The sequence below is a fragment of the Chryseobacterium manosquense genome (genome assembly GCF_014623485.1).
Classification (GTDB): Bacteria; Bacteroidota; Bacteroidia; order Flavobacteriales; family Weeksellaceae; genus Kaistella; species Kaistella haifensis.
In genome coordinates this window covers 1,882,745-1,904,331 of sequence record NZ_CP060203.1, presented here as the reverse complement: position 1 = coordinate 1,904,331, position 21,587 = coordinate 1,882,745, and the positions used below count along the sequence as shown (strand labels likewise).

The following is a 21,587-nucleotide window of genomic DNA, read 5'->3' as shown; positions in this document are numbered from 1 at the left end:
TGTCCATTACGCTTTAAAATTGAAGGCGCATCTCGTTTATAATTTTTCTAAAGAATTGTATTTATAAGATACAAAATCCTATTTTTGAGAAATGAAGGCAATTAAAATCGTTTCCCACAACCATATTCAAGAATTTTTAGATTTTCCGGGAAGGCTCCTGATGAACGATCCAAACTACATTCGGCCGCTTGATCAAGATATTGAGCAGGTTTTCGATGAGAAAAAAAATAAATTTTTTCGTTCAGGAGAATGTGAAAGATATCTTTTTGTAAATGATATTGGCGAAACCGTAGGGAAAATTGCTGTTTTTATCAGTAAAAAATATAAACAAAGTCAGCCAACCGGCGGAATTGGTTTTTTCGATTGTATTAATGATCAAAAAACTGCAGATTTTATTTTAAATTTTGCAAAAAGTGAACTGCAGCAAAAAGGAATGGAAGCGATGGACGGGCCGATTAGTTTCGGGGAACGCGACAAATTTTGGGGATTGTTGATCGATGGATTTAGCGAACCCCTTTATGGGATGAATTATAATCCTTCTTATTACAAAACGCTTTTCGAGAATTATGGTTTTCAGATTTATTTCAATCAACTGTGTTTTGGGAGAAAAATTCACGATCCGGTCGCCGAAAATTTCTTGCAGATGCATGCTCGAATTTCGAAGAATAAGAATATTTCAGCCAAAAGAATGAAGGTTAAAAATTTGAAAAAGTTTGCTGAAGATTTCACGGAGGTTTACAACAAAGCTTGGGCTAGTCACGGCGAAGGAAAACAGCTTTCGAATTTTCAAACTCTAAAACTTTTTACTACTCTAAAACCGGTGATCAACGAACATATTTCGTGGTTTGTTTATGAAAACGAAAAACCAATTGCAGTGTGGATGAATATTCCCGATCTTAATCAGTGGTTTAAATATTTGAATGGAAAGTTTAGTTTATGGCAAAAATTGAAATTTCTCTTTTTGAAAACGTTTAAAACCAATAAAAAAATGGTAGGTTTAGTTTTTGGCGTTGTCCCGGAATGGCATCGAAAAGGCATCGATGGGTATATGATTTGGGAAGGAACGAGACATTTTCGCAAAACAACCTCTTTCGAGGATTACGAAATGCAGTGGATTGGCGATTTCAATCCTAAAATGATAAAAATAGCTGAGAATTTGGAAACTGAAGTCACTCGGAAATTGGCAACTTATCGCTTTCTTTTCGATAGAGCCAAAGAATTTGAAAGGCACAAAATACTTTGATTTTTTTCTAAATTTTTTAATGAAACTTTACATCCCGGATGTTCAGGAAATAAGTAACGTTTCCTTTCCAATGATTTTCCTCGGCGGTAAAGGCGATATCGAAAGTTTTTTCGCGGAATTGATCGGCGAATTTTCCTAATTTAAATCCAACACATTCGATGTTTCGGCCGGTTGAATCTTGTTTAATGTAGAATTTGATGTGACTTGCATCTTTTCCCATCGTTTTTACGTATCCGGCGACTTTTTGATTTTTTAAGACCAAAACCGGTTTCATATTATGAGGTCCGAAAGGGGCAAGTTTACGGTGGAAATTGAAGAAATCCTTGTTCAAATCATCCACTTCCACTTCAGAATCTATGGTGATGCTTGGTTCTTTTTGGTGTTCTTTAATTTTTTCAGCAACTACTTTCTCAAATTTTTCACGGAATAAATCAAATTTGTCTTTTTCCATGGAAAGCCCGGCAGCAGCGGGATGACCACCAAATTTAGTAAAAAATTCAGAGCAATTTTCCAATGCATCGTGTACATCAAAATCAGCTACAGAACGAGCCGAAGCAACCAATTCGCCATTGTTTCCGTCGGTGAAAACCAAAGTTGGCTTGTAATAGTTTTCAATAAGTCTTGATGCTACAATTCCGATTACACCTTTGTTCCAATTCGATCCGTAAACAACCGTGGTATAATTTTCAAGTTGTCCGGTTTCTTCGATTTGTAAAAGCGCTTCCGTGGTACTGCTCATGTCCATTTCTCTTCTGGAATCATTGAGCGTGATGATATCGTTGACGATTTGTTGGGCTTGTTTCAAATTATCAGAAACCATCAATTCTACAGCTGCTTTTCCGTGCGATATTCTTCCCGCTGCATTAATTTTTGGAGCAATTTCGAAAACGATATTTGAGATTTCAAAAGTTGCTAATTTATCTTCCGGAATAAGCATCCTTAATCCCAAATTTCTTGATTTTCTTAAAACCTTTAGACCTTGTTTTGCCAAAACTCTGTTTTCGCCCGTCATCGAAACGATATCCGCTGCGATGGAAATGGCTAGCAAATCGGTGAGTTCAAATAATTCTGCCTCCGGAATTTTATATATTGTATTGAGTCCTTGGCATAATTTAAATCCAACACCACAACCCGAAAGTTCTTTGAACGGATAACGGCAATCTTTTCTTTTTGGATCTAAAACGGCAACGGCTTTAGGAATTTCTTCTCCCGGCAAATGGTGATCGCAAATGATGAAATCTACCCCTAGATTTTTGGCGTATTCAATTTTATCGATGGCTTTTATTCCGCAATCGAGTGCGATTATTAGTGCAAAATTGTTCTCTTTTGCAAAATCAATTCCTTCGTTAGAGATTCCATATCCTTCAGAATTTCGATCTGGAATATAAAAATCGAGATATTTTTTATCTACAATTTTACTTAAATAAAGGTACATGAGAGCAACCGCCGTAGTTCCGTCCACATCATAATCGCCATAGACCAATATTTTCTCTCCGTTTTCTATGGCAGTTGCGATTCGGTCTACCGCGAGCTGCATATCTTTCATCAGAAAGGGATTGTGAATATCGTTGAGATTTGGTTTGAAAAATTCTCTCGCTTTTTGATAATTATCAATGCCGCGAAGAACAAGGATTTTAGATTCAAAAGTTCCAAAACCAAGTGAGGAACTAATTCCATCCACAATATCGGCGTCGGGTTCGGGCTTATAAATCCATTTTTGACTCATCATGTTACAAAAATACGAAAAAAATGTTGGGAATTTGGTGGTTTTTGAGTTCGTATTTAGTCGCTCCTTAAAATGTGTTTAACATATTGAATATTAGTGTTTTAATCAATATTTCACTTGTGTTTTCTTGCAGGCTTTTGTATCTTAGAGCCTTAAAACCTTGCAAATATGTTGGGAAAAAATCCAGAGAAACTGCCAGAATTATTCCGTCCTATGTTGATAGATTTTATTGATAATACGCACGAACTTGTTTTGCTTGCAGAAAAAGTTGATTGGAATTATTTTGAAAAAGAATTCGCCTCCCTATATTCCAAGAAAGGAAACGCAAGCCATCCGATCCGGTTTATGGTGGGCTGTCTGCTTCTGAAACACCTTTACAATTTGGGCGATGAGACTTTAGAAAAAGCCTGGATTATGAATCCTTACATGCAATATTTTTGTGGCAGGGTTTTCTTTGAACACGAGTTTCCGTGTGACCCGAGCAATTTGGTTCATTTCCGAAAAAGAATTGGCGAGAAGGGAATTGAGAAAATCTTCGCCTACAGCGTAAGGATGCACGATGTAAAGACGAAGACCTCGAACTTTGTTTTATCAGACACTACTGTTCAGGAGAATAATACCACTTTTCCCACCGATGCAAAATTGTGCAAGAAAGTAATTGATTATTGCAACAAAATAGCCGAAAAAGAAGGCATAAAACAAAGACAACGCTACACGAAAGTCAGTAAACAATTGGTTCGTGACACCTATAATGGCAAACATCCTAAGCGAGCCAAAGGAGCAAGAAAATCTGCAAGACGATTAAAGACTATTGCCCTGAGGATGGTACGCGAACTGGAGCGCAACTTTACTCCTGAACAAAAAGAATTCTACAAAGATTTACTCGCTCTTTACTCCAAAGCCGTCACTCAGGAAAGAAAAGGTACCGATAAAATTTACAGCCTGCACAAACCTTTTACCCAATGCATCGCCAAAGGAAAAGCGCATAAACAATACGAATTCGGGAATAAAGTGGGCTTGATCACCACCGCTAATAAAGGAAAAAAAATCATTCTCGCAATTAAAGCATTTTTACAAACCCCTTATGATGGTCACACCATTGAACCACTTTTGGAACAAATGGAAACAGGTGGCCAACCCCTTCCCAAAGAACTGGTTTACGACCGTGGCGGAAAAGGGAAATCGGAAATAAAAGGAGTGAAAATCTCCATTCCAGGTCCACCGAGAAAAAAAGACACCCTCTACCAGAAACAAACAAAGCGCAAAAAATTCAGAACCAGAGCTGCCATAGAGCCTATCATCGGACATTTAAAAACTGATTTCAGGCTGGCTAAAAATTACTTTATGGGAGAAACGGGGCCTCAAATCAATGCCTTCCTAGCAGCAACTGCCTGGAATATGAAGAAAATGATGGAGATTCTTAAAGCCAATCTTCGTTGGCTATATTTTTCTTTGCAGAATTTCCTCTTTGCTGCATATTTTTTCACAATAAAAAGAAAATATTTATATTGTTAAGGAACGACTATTTAAACAAAAAAAAGCCGTCCAAAGTCAATCGAACGGCTTTTACATATAAAATATTTGCGATTAAGAATACATTTGTTGTTGTAGTTCTTTCACCTTTTTGTCAGCTAAATATTCATCATAAGTCATCTCTCTATCGATAATTCCTTTTGGGGTAAGCTCAACGATTCTGTTACAAACAGTTTGTAACATTTCGTGGTCATGAGAAGAGAGTAGGATGGTGCCTTTGAAATTGCTTAAAGAGTTATTCAATGTAGTGATACTCTCCAAATCCAAGTGGTTGGTTGGTTCATCTAGAAGTAAAACATTGGCTCTTTGCAACATCATTCTAGAGAACATGCAACGCATTTTTTCTCCTCCTGAAAGTACTTTACAAGATTTTAAAGCTTCGTCACCCGAGAAAAGCATTTTACCAAGGAAACCTCTCATATATTCCTCATGGCGTTCCTCGTCGTTTTTGGTGAATTGGCGTAACCAATCTACTAAATTGATGTCTTCTTGGAAGAAATCGGTGTTATCAAGCGGCATGTAAGATTGTGTGGTTGTGATTCCCCAATTGTAACTTCCTTGGTCAGGTTGCGCGTTACCTCCTAAAATCTCGAAAAATTCGGTGATTGCCAAACTGTTTTTAGAAATAATCGCTACTTTATCGCTTTTCTTCAAATTCAAATCGATGTTTGAAAATAGAAGTTCGCCATCTTTTGTTTTTTCTAAATCTTTTACTTCTAAAATTTGATCTCCTGCTTCACGTTCTGTATCGAAAATAATTGCCGGATATCTTCTAGAAGAAGGTTTAATATCGTCGATGTTCAATTTATCGATCATTTTCTTACGAGCAGTTGCCTGTTTTGCTTTCGCTACGTTGGAAGAGAATCTCGCGATGAAATCTTGAAGTTCCTTCTTCTTTTCTTCAGCTTTTTTGTTGGCTTGCTGACGTTGTCTCGTTGCAAGTTGCGAAGCTTGATACCAGAATGAATAGTTTCCTGTGTAAAGATTTAATTTTGCATAATCTAGATCCCCGATGTGTGTACAAACGGTATCAAGGAAGTGACGGTCGTGCGAAACTACAATCACTGTGTTTTCATAATCGGCCAAGAAGTCTTCCAGCCAGGAAATGGTGTCGATATCAAGGTCGTTAGTAGGTTCATCAAGAATCAGTACGTCCGGATTTCCAAAAAGTGCTTGAGCCAAAAGAACTTTTACTTTGTCTTTATTTTCAAGTTCGCCCATCAATTGATAATGCATATCTTCTTTAATGCCGACGTTGGAAAGCATCGTCATTGCATCAGATTCCGAGTTCCATCCACCCATTTCATCATACAATACGCCAAGTTCTCCAGCTTTGATGCCATCTTCATCAGAGAAATCTTCTTTAGCATAAAGTGCATCCATCTCAGCTTTGATTTCGAAAAGTTTTTTATTTCCTCTCAGTACAGTTTCGAGCACCGTGAAATTGTCGTAAGCAAAGTGATCTTGTTCCAAAACCGACATTCTTTTTCCTGGTTCCAGTGATACCGAACCAGTAGTTGGGTCTTGTTTTCCGGTTAATATTTTAAGGAAAGTAGATTTTCCAGCGCCGTTTGCACCAATAATTCCGTAGCAATTTCCCTTGGTAAACATGATATTTACATCATCGAAAAGTACTCTTTTCCCGAATTGTAAAGATAAATTAGATACTGTTAACATATAGTTTTGTAAATTTGTTGCAAAATTACGAAAAGAAAACGGTTTTTTTTACCATTTATAAGATTCGTTGGTTATAATTATTGGTAGCAGATAATTATACATTATGATAAAATTTTGTTAATGTTAAAAAAAATTAATTTTTTTTTGAAACACCAAATTTGATGTTCAATGAAGATAGAAAAATCCATAAATATTTTTAATAAACGAGCCCGTTTCGAGTATGAGATTCTTGAAGAAATCGAGGCTGGAATGGTGTTGACGGGGACTGAGATCAAATCTTTACGATCTTCAAAAGCGAGCATCACCGAAGCGTTTTGTCAATTTATTGACGGGGAATTATATATCATTAATATGATGATTGATGAGTATAAATTTGGAACTTTTTATAATCACAAAACAAAAAGGGAACGGAAATTGCTGTTGCACAAACGAGAGTTGCAGAAGTTTGAAAAAAAACTTAAAGATGTAGGAAATACTATTATCCCTTTAAAATTATATATTAATGATAAGGGTAAAGCTAAGATTCTTATTGCACTTGGAAAAGGGAAAAAACTCTTTGATAAAAGGGAATCTATAAAAGATAGAGAAAACAAAAGAAATCTCGACCGAATATTAAAGAAAAGTTAAAAAAACAATTAAAATCTTTGTTTATAAAGAAAATTTATATTTATTTTGCATTATCAATTATTTAATCATTTAATTCTATGAAAAATCTAAAATTAGGAATTACAGCATTGGCACTTACTGTTGCCTCTACTGTTTTCGCTCAAACGACCAGCAACCCGTGGTTAATCGGTGTTGGTGCTCACGGAGTAAATCATGTTGCAGCTGGAGGAGACGTTGGAAATGCGTTTTCAACCGCTTTTGGTGGTGACGATGCGAAGAGATTGTACAATATTAATAACTTTACAATCACTCCTCCGTTATCTAAGTTAACAGTAGCAAGAAACTTAAATAAATATTTAGTTCTTGACTGGCAAACTTCAGTAGGAAATGTAGACAACAAGAGAATCGGTATGGGAGAAGAATTTTTCCTAATGACAGGTTTAGGTCTTCAATTTAAATTTAATGGCCTTTGGAATGAAGAGTCTTGGTTTGATCCATATTTAAGAGTAGGAGCTAACTATCTAAGACACGATTATTCAGGAGTAACTTTCCCTGTTTATGACGCTTATCACAACACTTCGTATGCAGGTTTCTCTAACAATGAGCCATATACACAAAGAAGAAAAGACCATTTTGCAGTTAATGCTGGTTTAGGATCTAACTTCTGGATCACTAAAAACTTTGGTTTAGGTGTTCAAGGAGATTATGTATCTACACCTATCGATGATTCAGGTCTTGCTAACTTCTGGCAAGCTTCTGCATCTTTATTATTTAGATTTGGTAACACTGATAGAGATAAAGACGGTATCCCTGATAAAGAGGACAGATGTCCAGATACCCCAGGTTTACCTGAGTTCCAAGGATGTCCTGATACAGATGGTGATGGTATCCCAGATATCGACGATCAATGTCCAGATGTAGCTGGTCCAAAAGAAAACAACGGTTGTCCTTGGCCAGATACAGACGATGACGGTGTACTAGATAAAGACGATGCTTGTCCTACAGTTCCAGGACCAGTTGAAAACAACGGTTGTCCTTGGCCAGATACTGATGGCGACGGAGTATTAGACAAAGATGATGCTTGTCCTACAGTTCCAGGTCTTGCACAATACAACGGTTGTCCAAAACCACAGTCTGCGTACGCGGAAGAAGCTACAGGTGCATTAGTAGGTATTCTATTTGATTTCAATAAAGCGACGATCAGACCAGAATCTAACTCTAAACTTGATCAAGCTGCAGAAATCATTAAATCTTCAAACGGTGGTAAATTTATCGTAGAAGGACAAACTGATAAAAAAGGTTCTGAAGCTTACAACTTAACACTATCTAGAAAAAGAGCTGCAGCTGTAGTAGGTGCACTAGAAGCTAGAGGAGTTAACAAAAACCAACTTAAATCTATCGGTGTAGGTGAGCAAAAAGCAGAAGTTCCTGAAACAGCTTCTAACGAAGAGAGAATGAAGGATCGTAAAGTAGTAATTATAGCTGCTGATGCTGACGCTTGGGAAGCGATGCAAAAATCTGATTTACCAGTGGTAAAAAAGAAAGTAGTTAAAAAGAAAAAATAATCTTTTTAAGTAATATTTATAGACGCTCTTCGAAAGAAGAGCGTTTTTTTGATAGAAATTCATTATTTTTGCACACACAAAATTTATTGAAACATGGGACGCGCATTCGAATATAGAAAAGCCTCAAAAATGGCCAGATGGGATAAGATGGCCAAAACATTTTCTAAAATTGGCAAAGACATAGCTATTGCGGTAAAAGCGGGTGGTTCTGATCCTGAATCTAATCCTGCCTTAAGAAGATGCATTCAGAATGCTAAGGGTGCAAATATGCCAAAAGATAACGTTGAAAGAGCCATTAAAAAAGCTTCCGGAGCTGATGCTGAACATTATGACGAGATTACCTACGAAGGATATGGGCAAGGCGGGGTTGCATTTTTCGTGGAGTGTACAACCAATAATCCTACCCGAACCGTCGCGAATGTGAGAGCCATTTTTAATAAATTCGACGGAAATTTAGGTAAGAACGGTGAACTTGCATTTATTTTTGACAGAAAAGGCATTTTTTCAATCGAAAAAGCCAGCATAAAAATGGATTGGGATGATTTTGAAATGGAGATGATCGACAGTGGCGCAGAAGATATCGATAGTGATGATCAAGAAGTAATGATTACAACTGCGTTCGAAGATTTTGGTACTCTTTCTCACAAACTAGATGAACTTGGAATTGAAGTAAAAAGTGCAGAATTGCAACGAATTGCCAATAATACCAAAGAAGTGAACGAGGACCAATTTAAAGCAAATATGAAAATGCTTGATCGCTTCGAGGAAGATGATGATGTACAAAATGTTTATCACAACATGGAAATCACCGATGAATTATTAGAAAAAATTTAACTCAAACCATAAGAAAACCTCAAAGAAAGCTTTGAGGTTTTTCTTTTATCGCTCCAGTAAAATATCTTCTACATCGGTCATTCTGTTCATTACAGATCTTGCGTACGAACAATGCGGATAAATTTTCCAGTTGTTATCTCTTGCGAATTTTATTCCCTCTTCTACTAAAAATTTTCCCATACCTCGGCCTTCAAATTTCGGATGTACCAAAACAAAAGAAATGGTAAGTTTATTTTCATCGGGAAAAATGGTGTAGGTTAATCTGCCAATTTCTTCCTCGTCATTATTCAGGGTTATTACGCCGCCGTTTCCGGTTTGATGATTTTCGTATTTCATAATTTTTATTTTAATAATTTAAACATAACGAAATTTTTTAGTAGGTATATTTCGTTCACAATACAATGTGGATTTTGTAGATTTGTACATCAATAATCTTTCCAATCTTAATTTAATACTTAGAAATGAAAATTACGCTCAATAGAATCAACGGCGACTATTTATTTGAATGTACCAACCAATCTGGTAACAAAATCTTGCTTGATAATACCTCACAACCTGGCGCAAAAGGGGTTTCTCCGATGGAATCTATCCTCATGGCAGTTGCAGGTTGCAGCGGTATCGACATTGTTTCTATCTTAAAAAAACAACGGCAAGAAATTACCGGATTTTCAGCTGAAGTTGAAGGGGAGCGCGTTCAAGTAGATGAAGCGAAACCATTCAAATCAATTCTAGTGAAATTTTTCCTTGAGGGAAATGTAGATCCTAAAAAAGCCTTAAAATCAGCTGAACTTTCTTTTGATAAATATTGCTCGGTTTCCAAAACACTTGAACCTAATGTAGCGATTGGCTACGAAGTTTATGTAAATGGAAATCTGGTGAATTAATTTTTTAAGAAAATTTACCTTTTACTGAATTGGTTGGTTGAAGGAGTTTAGCGATGGTCGCCGTCCATCCGGTTTGGTGTGATGCACCTATTCCCATTCCCGTATCGCCGTTGAAATATTCATAAAACATGATATAATCTTTGAAATGTTCATCATGATTCAGCATATAATTTCCACCGTTAAAGGCCCTTTCGCCGTTTTCGTTTTTAGCAAAAATAGAGTACAATCTTTTGCTTAAATTCTCGGAAACATGCAATAAATCTTTCATTTCCCCACTATTGGTGGGGAATTCTATTTTCATACTGTCGCCATAATAGTAGTGGAAACGCTGTAGACTTTCTACGATTAGGAAATTGATAGGAAACCAAATCGGGCCGCGCCAATTACTATTTCCCCCAAACATTCGGCTATCGCTTTCTGCGGGAGTGTATTTTACAGTGAAATCTTGTCCGTCAACAGAAAACTTGAATGGGTTTTCTTCGTAGATTTTCGACATCGACCGGATTCCGTAATCGGAAAGAAATTCTTTTTCATCCACCATTCTATTTAGAATTCTAGTGAGTTGGGTTTTTCTTAGAATACTCATTAGATGTTTCCCGCCTTTGCCTTCAACCTCCCAGTGAGAAACCAGATTTGCGAGGTCAGGTTTGTTTTTTAAAATCCATTGCATTCTTTTGGTAAAGTTGGGTAGTTTTTCCAAAATGTCATGTTCGATAATCTCTACAGCAAACATGGGAATTAAACCTACAATACTTCTTAATTTCAACGAAATAGAATCTCCATTATTTAGTTGCAACACATCATAGAAAAATCCATCTTCTTCATTCCAAAGACCATTTCTGGTTTCACCGAGATTCTCCATAGCTGCAGCGATGTACAAATAATGTTCAAAAAATTTGATGGCCATATCTTCATACACAGGATTGTACAACGCTAGTTCCATAGAAATCCGCATCATATTAAGTGCAAACATCGCCATCCAACTAGTTCCGTCAGCTTGCTCAAGATGATCACCGTTTTTAAACTGCATATTTCGGTCAAATGCGCCGATATTATCAAGACCTAGAAATCCGCCACCAAAAACATTATTTCCCTTCTTATCTTTTCGGTTCACCCACCAGGTGAAATTCAGCAAAAGTTTTTGGAAAACACTTTCCAAGAAAGGGATATCGGGTTTTCCATTGATCTTTTCATCAATTTTAAATACTCTAAAAGTTGACCAAGCATGAACGGGCGGATTCACATCGCTGAAATCCCATTCGTAGGCCGGAAGTTGCCCATTTGGGTGGATGTACCATTCTTTGGTTAAAAGTTTCAACTGGCATTTTGCAAATTCAGAATCCAAAATCGCAAATGGGACACAGTGAAATGCCAAATCCCAAGTCGCAAACCAAGGATATTCCCATTTGTCGGGCATCGAGATGATATCTTTGTTTTGCATATGTTCCCACTCCGTATTTCGTACGAATTTGTTGAAATTACGGTTTGCTTTATATTTTGGATCGCCTTTCAGCCATTTTGATACATCGTAATGATAGAACTGTTTGTTCCAAAGCAAACCTGCAAAAGCTTGTCGCTGTATATTTTTCTCTTCTTCATTTTCAATTTCGTGTTGAATTTCGTGATAGAATTCCTCGGTTTCTTTTTTTCTTAAATTAAAAATCTTATCGAAATCAAAGAATGCATCTTCTAAATCGGCAGCAGATAACCGGAAATCGAAACTTTGACTTTCACCAGCTTCTAGCTCAGTGTCAACATAGAAACTTGCTTTAGTTCCTGTTTTTTCCGGGTTTATTGCCGATTCTTTTCCATTGACCAAATATTCATTAATTCCATCTTTGAAATATTGGTTTTCACTTGGAGTGTTGAAAAGTTTTGGTGAATTCGTTTCATTGTCACAGAAGAACGTAGCATTTTTGTCTTTAGCATAAAGCTTTTTCATGGAATTATTGTGATGTTCAATGTCGATAATTCCTTTGACCGAAGATTTTAGTTTTGGCTGAGGACGTTCGTATCCCCAACTCCAATTATTGCGAAACCATAAAGTAGGCAATATAACGAGCGGCGCTTTTTTATTGCTTCTATTAACGGCTGTTACACGAATCAGAAAATCATCTTGCGAAGCTTTTGCATATTCAATAAAAATATCAAAATATTCACTATTTTTAAATATTTGCGTGTCAATGATTTCGAATTCAGGCTCTTTTTTGCTTCGACGTGCATTTTCGTTGATCAATTGGTCGTAAGGGAATTCATTAATTGGATATTTATACACCATTTTCATGTATGAATGGGTTGGTGTATTATCCAAATAATAGAAAATTTCTTTGATGTCTTCTCCGTGGTTTCCTTGGTGATTACTTAGTCCAAAGAAGCGTTCTTTGACCATCTTATCTCTGCGATTCCAAAATGAAAAAGCAAAACAAAGTTTTTGATGATGATCACAGATTCCAGCAATTCCGTCTTCATTCCATCGATAGACCCTGCTTAAAGCACTTTCATAACTGGTGTAATCCCAGGCATTTCCATCGGAGCTATAATCTTCGCGAACGGTTCCCCATTGGCGATTGCTAACATAAGGTCCCCATTTTTTCCAGCTCTCATCAAGCATTCTCTCTTTCTCTGCATTCATAAAATCATATTTCAGCTGCGAAATTATGAAAATATTATTTTTTCCAAATTGAAATAAATACTTATATTTGCCTCAGATTTTGTTCATTTACATATTGAAAATGTTATCAAGAAAGGTGGAGAGATTAGACTCAATGATACCTTGGCAACCCTTCGGAAACGGAGAAGGTGCTACATTCTAACCCTAATTTGGGTACAGATAACACAAACTTTTTTACCTTTTTTCTGGTAGCATTTTCAATTTTTATTTTATTTAAAATTGGAAAATTCGCTACAACATATCACTCTTTATCAATTTAAATTACAGTCAGAAATTATTCTTGACCTGAATCTTTCGTATCAATTTTTTGGCGCTGAACTTTTTTCGGCTCCCATTATTCTTATCAATCACGCATTAACCGGGAATTCTAACGTTTCGGGGGAAAATGGTTGGTGGAAAACCTTGGTGGGTGATCAAAAAATAGTCGACACCACTAGATTTACTGTTCTATGTTTTAATATTCCAGGGAATGGATTTGATGGCCATTTTATTCATAATTACGAGAATTTCACAACAAAAGATATTGCAAAAATTTTCCTGGAAGGGTTATCTGCATTAAAGATAACAACGCTTTATGCCATGATTGGTGGATCTTTAGGAGGTGCAATTGGCTGGGAAATGCTCGCCATTAAGAAAGATATGGCTGAAAGATTTGTTCCGATTGCTTGCGATTTCAAAACTTCCGATTGGCTCTATTCACAATGTTTGGTTCAGCAATTTTTACTCAATACAAATGAACAACCACTGGAAAAAGCCCGAATGCACGCGATGTTGTGTTACCGTACACCAGAATCTGTAAACCTAAGATTCGGTAATGAATGGGATGAAACTCAACAAATAAGAAAATCTCATGATTGGCTTGTTTTCCATGGAGAAAATTTAGCGCAACGATTTACTTTAAAATCATATCGCTTGATGAACCAGCTTCTAATGACCATCAATGCAGATGCTGAACAATTAAAAAACATCAAAGCTGAATTGCATCTGGTTTCGGTAGATTCCGACTTGTTTTTCCCAGCTTCAGAAATGAAAAAATGTTTTGAGGTTCTTCATAAAACAAAGGCAAGCACTTTCTATCACGAAATAAAATCCATTCATGGCCACGATGCCTTTTTGATGGAATATGAACAACTAAATAAAATTTTAGAAAAAATATTATAATAAAATGATAAAGAAAAACGAAATAAAAGTTTTAAAAAACCGTGCAATTATAAAGTTTGAAGGCGAAAATTTCTTAGGAGAAGTTGGCGTAGATGGTCGAATTTTTAAAGCGCTTACGTACGCTAGAATCAGTGTCGGAGTGATTTCCCAACAGGCGATCGAAAATGGAATCTCTGTTTTGGTTAATGAAATTGACGCAGAAAAAGCGGTAAGTTGTCTCATCAATGAATTTGAAAAAGAGAGAAAATCCAGAAAGGTAAGCCAGATTTATAGCATTAATAATGTATCCGTAATTGGTTTTGTCGCCAATGATTTCAATAAGATAATTTCGGAATTGGCTCGCAATAACATCTTTCCGTTGATTTTGAACCAAGTTGCTGCCGAAAATCGAATTAATATTGTAGTTACTTCTTCCCAAGATGAAAAGGCGAAAAATATCATTGAAGCAGAAATTTTTTCAAAACCTAAAACGGTACACCTTGCAATAATCGGTCACGGGAATGTTGGAAAAACCTTAATTAATCAGGTTCTGGAAAGTTCAGAAGAAATCCGAAATCGAAAAAAAATCGATCTGAAAATCATTGCTATAGCCAACTCCAGAAAAATCGCTTTCAATAAAAATGGTTTTGGAGATAACTGGAATGATGAAATTCAAATTTCAGAAAAAGCATCAAATATTAATAATTTAATAGCGTTTTCTCATGAAAATCAGCTGGAAAATCTTATTGTCGTTGATAATACTGCGAGTAAAGATTTCGTGAAAAACTATCCTGTTTTGGCTGAAAATGGTTTCGATTTGGTTTCTTCCAACAAAATATTCAACACGCTTCCCATTTCTGAATATCGAAATTTCCGAAGTATTTTAGAAAAAAAAAATAAAAAGTATTTGTACGAAACCAATGTTGGCGCAGGTTTGCCACTTATTGATACTATTAAACTTTTACACCTGTCTGGCGAAAATATTACAAGAATTAAAGGTGTTTTCTCCGGTTCGTTAAGCTACATTTTCAATAATTTCTCAGTGCGCGATGAGAAATTTTCAACCATTTTGAAAGAAGCAATGGAAAAAGGATTTACCGAACCCGATCCGCGCGAGGATTTGTCCGGAAATGATGTTGCCAGAAAACTATTGATTCTTGCCCGTGAACTCGATTTGATTAATGAATTTTCTGATATAAATGTTGAAAATTTAGTCCCAGAAAACCTACAGAAATGCGGCAGTCAGGAGTTTGTGGAGAAGTTGAGCGAATTAGATGAGGTTTTCGAAAAAATTAAAAATCAACAAGCGGAAAATCATGTATTGCGTTTTGTGGGCGATTTACACGGCGATTTACAAAAAGAAAAAGGCGAGTTGGAAGTAAAATTGGTATCCGTTCGGGTCAGCTCCGCACTCGGGCAACTGAAAGGCTCCGATTCTATTTTTGAAATTTACACCGAAAGTTACGGCGAAAATCCAATCGTAATCATGGGAGCCGGTGCCGGTGCTAAAGTTACTGCGAGAGGCGTTTTTGGTGATATTTTAAGACTTTCTGAAAACAAATAATCTATAATTAAATACGATGAACCAAGATAATCAAACCAATAATTTCGAAACATTTGCGATCAGAACACAGTCGCAAAGATCACACTTTGATGAACATTCTACTCCGTTGTATCTCACCTCGAGTTTTGTGTTTGAGGATGCCGAAGACATGCGCGCAAGTTTTGCGGAAGAAAAAGAGAAAAATCTCTACAGCCGTTACAGCAACCCGAATACAAACGAATTCATCGAAAAAATTGTAAAAATGGAAGGTGCAGAAGCAGGTTACGCTTTCGCAACAGGAATGGCTTCGATTTATTCTACTTTCATGGCTTTGCTGAATTCTGGAGACCACGTTTTGAGTTGTCAGTCGGTTTTTGGTGCAACTCACGCCCTGTTTACCAAATATTTTCCAAAATGGAATATTGATTATACTTATTTTAAAGCCGAAAATTCCGCTGATGTTGAAAGTTTAATTCAACCCAATACCAAAATTCTCTATCTCGAAACGCCAACCAATCCTGCGATTGAGATTTTAGATTTAGAATTTTATGGAAATTTGGCCAAGAAACACAACCTGATTTTCATCGTAGATAATTGCTTTGCAACACCTTATTTGCAGCAGCCGATAAAATATGGAGCCGATGTTGTGGTGCATTCCGCGACAAAATTAATTGATGGTCAAGGTCGTGTTTTGGGCGGAGTTGCAGTTGGTAGAAAAGATTTAATTCAGGAAATTTATTCGTTTTCCCGTTTAACCGGACCTTCGCTTTCGCCTTTCAATGCGTGGATTTTGAGTAAAAGTCTGGAAACTTTGGCCGTTCGTGTTGAAAAACATTGCGAAAACGCTTTGAAAGTTGCCGAATGTTTGGATTCTCATCCCAATGTAGAATTCGTGAAATATCCCTTTCTGAAATCACATCCGAGTTACGAAATTGCAAAAAAACAGATGAAATTGGGCGGAAATATCGTCGCTTTCGAAATAAAAGGAGGAATCGAAGGTGGAAGAAATTTTCTGAACAAAATCAAAATGGCTTCTCTTTCCGCCAATTTGGGAGATACAAGAACGATTGTCACGCATCCTGCCTCTACAACGCATTCAAAATTATCTGATGAGGAAAGAAACGAGGTTGGAATTACAGCAGGTTTGGTGCGTTGCTCAGTAGGTTTAGAAAATGTGGAGGATATTATTTATGATTTAAAACAAGCTTTGGATTAATCAGAATTAATTAATCAATAGGGGCGGGCTTTAGCCCGTTTTATTAAAATCAAAAATCACAATTGGCTTTAGCCAAAACGCATAAAATGAAAAATTCAGAACAATTATATAAAGCTTTATCCGAAAGAATTTTAGTTCTCGACGGAGCAATGGGAACGATGCTTCAGCGCTACAAATTTGAAGAAGAAGATTATCGTGGTGAAAGATTCAAAAATTGGGAACATCCATTAAAAGGAAACAACGATTTGCTTTCGCTCACGCAACCACAAGCGATTGAGGAAGTTCATCGAAAATATTTGGATGCCGGAGCCGATATTATTGAAACCAATACTTTTTCCGCCACAACCATAGCCATGGCCGATTATCACATGGAAGAGTTGGCTTACGAACTCAATTTCGAAAGCGCTAAAATTGCCAGAAAAGTCTGCGATGAATTCACCACAAAAAATCCGGATAAACCTAGATTTGTTGCGGGTTCCATTGGTCCAACCAACAAAACTGCAAGTTTGAGTCCCGATGTGAATGATCCCGGTTATAGAGCAATCACGTTTGATGAATTGAGAATTGCTTATAAACAACAAGCAGAAGCGCTTTTAGATGGCGGTTCGGATATTCTTCTGGTAGAAACAATTTTTGATACATTGAATGCCAAAGCTGCACTTTTTGCCATTGATGAAATCCAGGAAGAAAGGAACATTCAAATTCCGATTATGGTTTCCGGTACAATTACGGATGCTTCCGGAAGAACCTTGAGTGGGCAAACCGCCGAAGCATTTCTCATTTCAGTTTCACATTTGAATCTCCTGAGTGTTGGGTTCAATTGCGCTTTGGGTGCAAAACAACTCACACCTTATCTGGAAACGCTTTCCCATAATTCTGATTTTTACATCTCTGCGTATCCAAATGCTGGATTGCCAAACGCCTTCGGAAAATATGATGAATCGCCGGAATTTATGGCTGAACAGATAAGAGAATATGCCGAAAAAAGGCTCATCAATATTGTTGGCGGCTGCTGCGGAACCACGCCGCCGCATATCAAAGCGATAGCGGATTTGGTAAAAGATTATGAACCAAGAAAGTTAAAAGAAACAGTAATTTAACAGGCAGAATTTTGAATTTTCCTTTTTTCTTTGGTTTTTTGTAATGAAAACTTTTTGAAATGAAAAAACCTTCATACTATAAAAATCAGGACGATGCAAAGCTTTTCAGCGAGCTTCGCACCCGCGTGAACGCACGCGTGGCAGAAATCCCCGGGAACCGCGACCGTCTGATTGTTGTGAAATCTGTGCTGTTGCCTCTTCTGTATTTCGGCAGTTACGCCGTTGCGCTTTTCAATGGGAATAATGCTGCCGTCTATATCGGCTGCTATGTTTTCATGGCAATTGTGCTGGTGCTTATTTACCTGAATTTAATTCACGAAGCCGCACATAACAATATTTTTAAAAATAAAAAACTGAACCGAGCTGTTCTGAAAATTTTTGACTTAATTGGTGCTAACAGCTATATTTGGGAACGCCGGCATATTGTGAGCCATCATGCTTATCCAAACGTAGACGGTTGGGATACGGACATCGAGCAGAGCGGCCCGATTCTGATTTACCCGCATGCAAAACCGAAAGGCGTACAGAAATACCAACACCTTTTTTTCTTTTTGGTATATCCGCTTTACCTTTTCAACTGGATGTTTATCAGGGATTTTCGAGATTTTTTCGACCCGAACCGGGTAATCCAGAAAACGGGAGCAAAAATTCCGGCGAAAGAAAAAGTAAAGATGGTTGCCTTCAAGGTTTTTTACTTTTTCTATCAGATTGCAGTACCGGTTTTATTTTTTGAAGTTGCCTGGAACTTGGCTTTAGGAGCCTGGTTTCTGCAGATTCTTATAGCGAGTACGTTTGCACTTTTTGTGCTTCTTCCGCTGCATGCGCTTTCGGATAACGAATTCCCAAAACTGGATGAGGCCGGTAATCTGCCTTATAGCTGGCTGAGGCATCAGTTTGAAGTCACCAACGATCTTACCGAAAATAATACGTTTATCCGTTTTGTCCTGGGAAATTTCAATTACCATGTAGCCCATCACCTATTCCCCAACATCAGCTATGAATATGCACATGAAGTAACGGACGAGATTAAGAAATTTGCGGCCGAAAATAACTTCAGGTACAAGCAGTTTCCGCTCTTTACAGCACTGCGAAAGCATTACGATCTGCTAAAAACCAACGCCACTTCCATCGGCGACGTGATGGAAGAAACTATGTAAAAAGGGATTTTTTCCTCTAAATTTTTTAATGAAATATCTAAAACTTTCCGGACTTGAACCATTAGTCATCACTCCGGAATCCAATTTTATCAATGTTGGTGAAAGAACCAATGTCGCAGGATCCAAAAAATTTCTGCGCCTAATTAAAGAAGAAAAATTTTCTGAAGCGCTCAATATTGCGAGAGATCAGGTGGAAGGCGGCGCACAGATTCTCGATGTCAACTTTGACGACGGACTTCTCGATGGGAAATACTGCATGGTAAAATTCCTCAATCTCATCGCTTCCGAACCCGATATTGCACGAATTCCGATGATGATCGATTCCTCAAAATGGGAAATTTTAGAAGCAGGATTGCAGGTTGTGCAAGGGAAATGCGTGGTAAATTCGATCAGTTTAAAAGGCGGTGAAGAGGAATTTAAAAATCAGGCAAAAAAAATAAAAAGGTACGGCGCTGCGGTTATTGTAATGGCTTTTGATGAAGAAGGACAAGCGGATAATTACGACAGAAGAATTGAAATTTGCAAAAGATCTTATGATATTTTGGTCAACGAAATCGGTTTTCCGTCGGAAGATGTTATTTTCGACCTCAATATTTTTCCCGTTGCTACAGGAATGGAAGAACATCGCCGAAATGCCCTAGATTTCATTGAAGCAACAAAATGGGTTCGGGAAAATCTCCCGAATGTTTCGGTGAGTGGAGGAGTTTCCAATGTCTCATTTTCTTTCCGAGGAAACGATAATGTTCGGGAAGCGATGCATTCTGTTTTTCTTTATCACGCCATCAAAGCCGGGATGAATATGGGAATTGTAAATCCAACGATGTTGGAAGTTTATGATGAAATCCCGAAAGAATTGCTAGAATTGGTGGAAGATGTAATGCTTGATCGAAGAGATGACGCCACAGAACGACTTCTGGAATATTCCGAAAGGGTAAAATCCATTAAAAAAGAGTTTGTAGAAGAATTGGAATGGCGAAAACTCAGCTTGCAAGAAAGAATTACCCACGCTTTGGTGAAAGGAATCGACCGATTCATCATTGAAGATGTGGAAGAAGCACGAAAATTATCCGATAGACCTTTGGATGTTATTGAAACCAATTTAATGACTGGAATGGGCGTTGTAGGCGATCTTTTCGGAAGCGGAAAAATGTTCCTGCCACAAGTGGTAAAATCTGCGAGAGTGATGAAAAAAGCCGTTGCTTATCTGCAACCTTTCATTGAAGCGGAAAAGGATGAAAAGCAAAAACCCAACGGAAAAATCTTAATGGCAACAGTAAAAGGCGATGTTCACGATATCGGCAAAAATATTGTGAGCGTGGTTTTAGGTTGCAATAATTATGAAATTATCGATCTCGGAGTAATGGTTCCAGCGGATAAAATTATTCAGGCAGCGATCGACCATAATGTAGATGTAATTGGTCTGAGTGGATTAATTACGCCGAGTTTAGATGAAATGGTTCACGTAGCTGATGAATTGCAAAGAAAAAACCTGCATTTTCCATTAATGATTGGTGGCGCAACAACTTCAAAAGCCCACACTGCAGTGAAAATTTTCCCTAAATACGGTCAACCGGTGGTGCATGTGAATGATGCTTCCAGAGCGGTTGGCGTGGTGTCGCAACTTTTAGATCAAAACAGTGAACGCTATAAAGCTGATTTGAAAAGCGATTATGAAGATTTTCGTCAGAAATTCTTGAACCGACAAATAGAAAAAGAATACATCTCCATTGAAGAAGCCCGACAACAAAAATTTAAAATTGATTGGGAAAATCGAAAAATCCTTCGACCTAATTTTTTGGGAATTCACATGATAGAAAATCAAGATTTAAGCGAGTTGCTCGATTTTATAGATTGGTCACCTTTTTTCAGAAGTTGGGATTTACACGGAAAATATCCGGAGATTTTAACCGATGAAATTGTAGGAGTACAAGCCACAGAATTATTTAAAGATGCTAAAGTCTTACTCCGTAAAATTATTGATGAAAAGCTATTTACCGCTAAAGGAATCTTTGGGATTTTCCCTGCAAATGCTACTGAAAACGATGATGTTGAAGTGAAAGACGAACTCGGTAATCATTTGGCAACTTTCCACACGCTTCGTCAGCAACACAAAAAATCGGATGGTAAAGAATATTTTGCTTTAAGTGATTTTATTGCACCGAAATCTTCAGGAAAGACCGATTATATCGGAGCTTTTGCGGTCACGACAGGATTCGGTACAGAAGAATTAGCACAAAAATACTATGACGATGGCGATGATTATAATGCGATTATGGTAAAAGCTTTGGCAGATCGTCTCGCAGAAGCATTTGCGGAGTTTTTGCATCATAAAGTAAGAACCGAGTTTTGGGGTTATGCAGAAAATGAAAATTTGGAAAATGAAGATTTAATCGCCGAGAAATATTTAGGAATTCGTCCTGCTCCAGGATATCCTGCTTGTCCGGATCACCTGGAAAAGAACACGATTTGGGATTTGCTGAAAGTGAAAGAAAATATCGGATTAGAATTAACGGAAAGTTTGGCAATGTTCCCAACAGCAGCTGTTTCCGGATATTACTTTGCCAATTCGCAATCTAAATATTTCGGAGTGGGTAAAATCTCCGAAGATCAATTGAAGGATTATGCCGAAAGAAAAGGAGTCGATTTGGAATTCGCGAGAAAATGGTTAGCGCCCAACTTGGCAGATTAAAGT

The 21,587-nt window shown here is 37.3% G+C and carries 16 protein-coding genes and 1 riboswitch; of the genes, 12 read left to right on the top strand and 4 right to left on the bottom strand.

Features of this window, described 5'->3' with window-relative positions; genetic code table 11:
* The first annotated feature begins 91 nt into the window (after positions 1–91).
* Positions 92–1,243 carry a hypothetical protein gene (locus H0S70_RS09190; RefSeq protein WP_188320586.1) on the top strand — a complete coding sequence of 384 codons (1,152 nt, stop codon included), beginning with the start codon at positions 92–94 and terminating at the stop codon, positions 1,241–1,243.
* 16 nt (positions 1,244–1,259) lie between these two features.
* On the opposite strand, the gene recJ is transcribed toward H0S70_RS09190, so the two are convergent.
* Positions 1,260–2,969 carry a single-stranded-DNA-specific exonuclease RecJ gene (gene recJ, locus H0S70_RS09185; RefSeq protein ID WP_123248878.1) on the bottom strand — a complete coding sequence of 570 codons (1,710 nt, stop codon included), beginning with the start codon at positions 2,967–2,969 and terminating at the stop codon, positions 1,260–1,262.
* A 168-nt stretch (positions 2,970–3,137) separates the two neighbouring features.
* Here recJ and H0S70_RS09180 point away from each other — a divergent pair, with 168 nt between their 5' ends.
* Positions 3,138–4,484, top strand: coding sequence for an IS5 family transposase (locus tag H0S70_RS09180; RefSeq protein ID WP_088263474.1), 1,347 nt, complete (start codon positions 3,138–3,140; stop codon positions 4,482–4,484).
* A gap of 72 nt (positions 4,485–4,556) precedes the next feature.
* On the opposite strand, the gene H0S70_RS09175 is transcribed toward H0S70_RS09180, so the two are convergent.
* A complete protein-coding gene (locus H0S70_RS09175; protein WP_188320585.1) occupies positions 4,557–6,179 on the bottom strand; it encodes an ABC-F family ATP-binding cassette domain-containing protein in 1,623 nt (540 codons plus the stop codon).
* A 168-nt stretch (positions 6,180–6,347) separates the two neighbouring features.
* Between H0S70_RS09175 and smpB the strand changes: the two genes are divergently transcribed.
* The 3 genes from smpB (at position 6,348) to H0S70_RS09160 (ending at position 9,184) form a co-directional block, all read left to right on the top strand.
* On the top strand, positions 6,348–6,806 hold the full coding sequence (smpB, locus tag H0S70_RS09170) for an SsrA-binding protein SmpB (protein ID WP_123248868.1): 459 nt from the start codon (positions 6,348–6,350) through the stop codon (positions 6,804–6,806).
* Positions 6,807–6,883: 77 nt separating this feature from the next.
* Positions 6,884–8,350, top strand: coding sequence for an OmpA family protein (locus H0S70_RS09165; RefSeq protein WP_188320584.1), 1,467 nt, complete (start codon positions 6,884–6,886; stop codon positions 8,348–8,350).
* 93 nt (positions 8,351–8,443) lie between these two features.
* Positions 8,444–9,184: a YebC/PmpR family DNA-binding transcriptional regulator gene (locus H0S70_RS09160; protein ID WP_188320583.1), complete on the top strand. Its 741-nt coding sequence runs from the start codon at positions 8,444–8,446 to the stop codon at positions 9,182–9,184.
* A gap of 45 nt (positions 9,185–9,229) precedes the next feature.
* Here the strand turns inward: H0S70_RS09160 and H0S70_RS09155 are convergent, their stop codons facing one another.
* A complete protein-coding gene (locus H0S70_RS09155) occupies positions 9,230–9,520 on the bottom strand; it encodes a GNAT family N-acetyltransferase (protein ID WP_031502119.1) in 291 nt (96 codons plus the stop codon).
* A gap of 125 nt (positions 9,521–9,645) precedes the next feature.
* Between H0S70_RS09155 and H0S70_RS09150 the strand changes: the two genes are divergently transcribed.
* The gene (locus H0S70_RS09150) at positions 9,646–10,068 is read left to right on the top strand and encodes an OsmC family protein (RefSeq protein WP_123248871.1); all 423 of its coding nucleotides are present in this window, start codon (positions 9,646–9,648) and stop codon (positions 10,066–10,068) included.
* 4 nt (positions 10,069–10,072) lie between these two features.
* On the opposite strand, the gene H0S70_RS09145 is transcribed toward H0S70_RS09150, so the two are convergent.
* Positions 10,073–12,700 carry an MGH1-like glycoside hydrolase domain-containing protein gene (locus H0S70_RS09145; RefSeq protein ID WP_188320582.1) on the bottom strand — a complete coding sequence of 876 codons (2,628 nt, stop codon included), beginning with the start codon at positions 12,698–12,700 and terminating at the stop codon, positions 10,073–10,075.
* Positions 12,701–12,800: 100 nt separating this feature from the next.
* A riboswitch (SAM riboswitch) is annotated at positions 12,801–12,905 on the top strand.
* A 53-nt stretch (positions 12,906–12,958) separates the two neighbouring features.
* On the opposite strand from H0S70_RS09145, the gene H0S70_RS09140 reads away from it, so the two are divergent.
* From H0S70_RS09140 to metH, 6 genes are all read left to right on the top strand, one after another.
* Complete coding sequence (locus tag H0S70_RS09140) at positions 12,959–13,900, top strand: alpha/beta fold hydrolase (RefSeq protein WP_188320581.1); 942 nt, start codon at positions 12,959–12,961, stop codon at positions 13,898–13,900.
* Between the two features lie 4 nt (positions 13,901–13,904).
* On the top strand, positions 13,905–15,443 hold the full coding sequence (locus H0S70_RS09135) for an ACT domain-containing protein (RefSeq protein ID WP_188320580.1): 1,539 nt from the start codon (positions 13,905–13,907) through the stop codon (positions 15,441–15,443).
* 16 nt (positions 15,444–15,459) lie between these two features.
* The gene (locus H0S70_RS09130; RefSeq protein ID WP_123248875.1) at positions 15,460–16,638 is read left to right on the top strand and encodes a trans-sulfuration enzyme family protein; all 1,179 of its coding nucleotides are present in this window, start codon (positions 15,460–15,462) and stop codon (positions 16,636–16,638) included.
* 86 nt (positions 16,639–16,724) lie between these two features.
* On the top strand, positions 16,725–17,738 hold the full coding sequence (locus H0S70_RS09125; RefSeq protein WP_123248879.1) for a homocysteine S-methyltransferase family protein: 1,014 nt from the start codon (positions 16,725–16,727) through the stop codon (positions 17,736–17,738).
* A gap of 59 nt (positions 17,739–17,797) precedes the next feature.
* On the top strand, positions 17,798–18,895 hold the full coding sequence (locus H0S70_RS09120) for a fatty acid desaturase family protein (protein ID WP_123249008.1): 1,098 nt from the start codon (positions 17,798–17,800) through the stop codon (positions 18,893–18,895).
* A 28-nt stretch (positions 18,896–18,923) separates the two neighbouring features.
* A complete protein-coding gene (gene metH / locus H0S70_RS09115) occupies positions 18,924–21,584 on the top strand; it encodes a methionine synthase (protein WP_188320579.1) in 2,661 nt (886 codons plus the stop codon).
* Positions 21,585–21,587 lie beyond the last annotated feature (3 nt).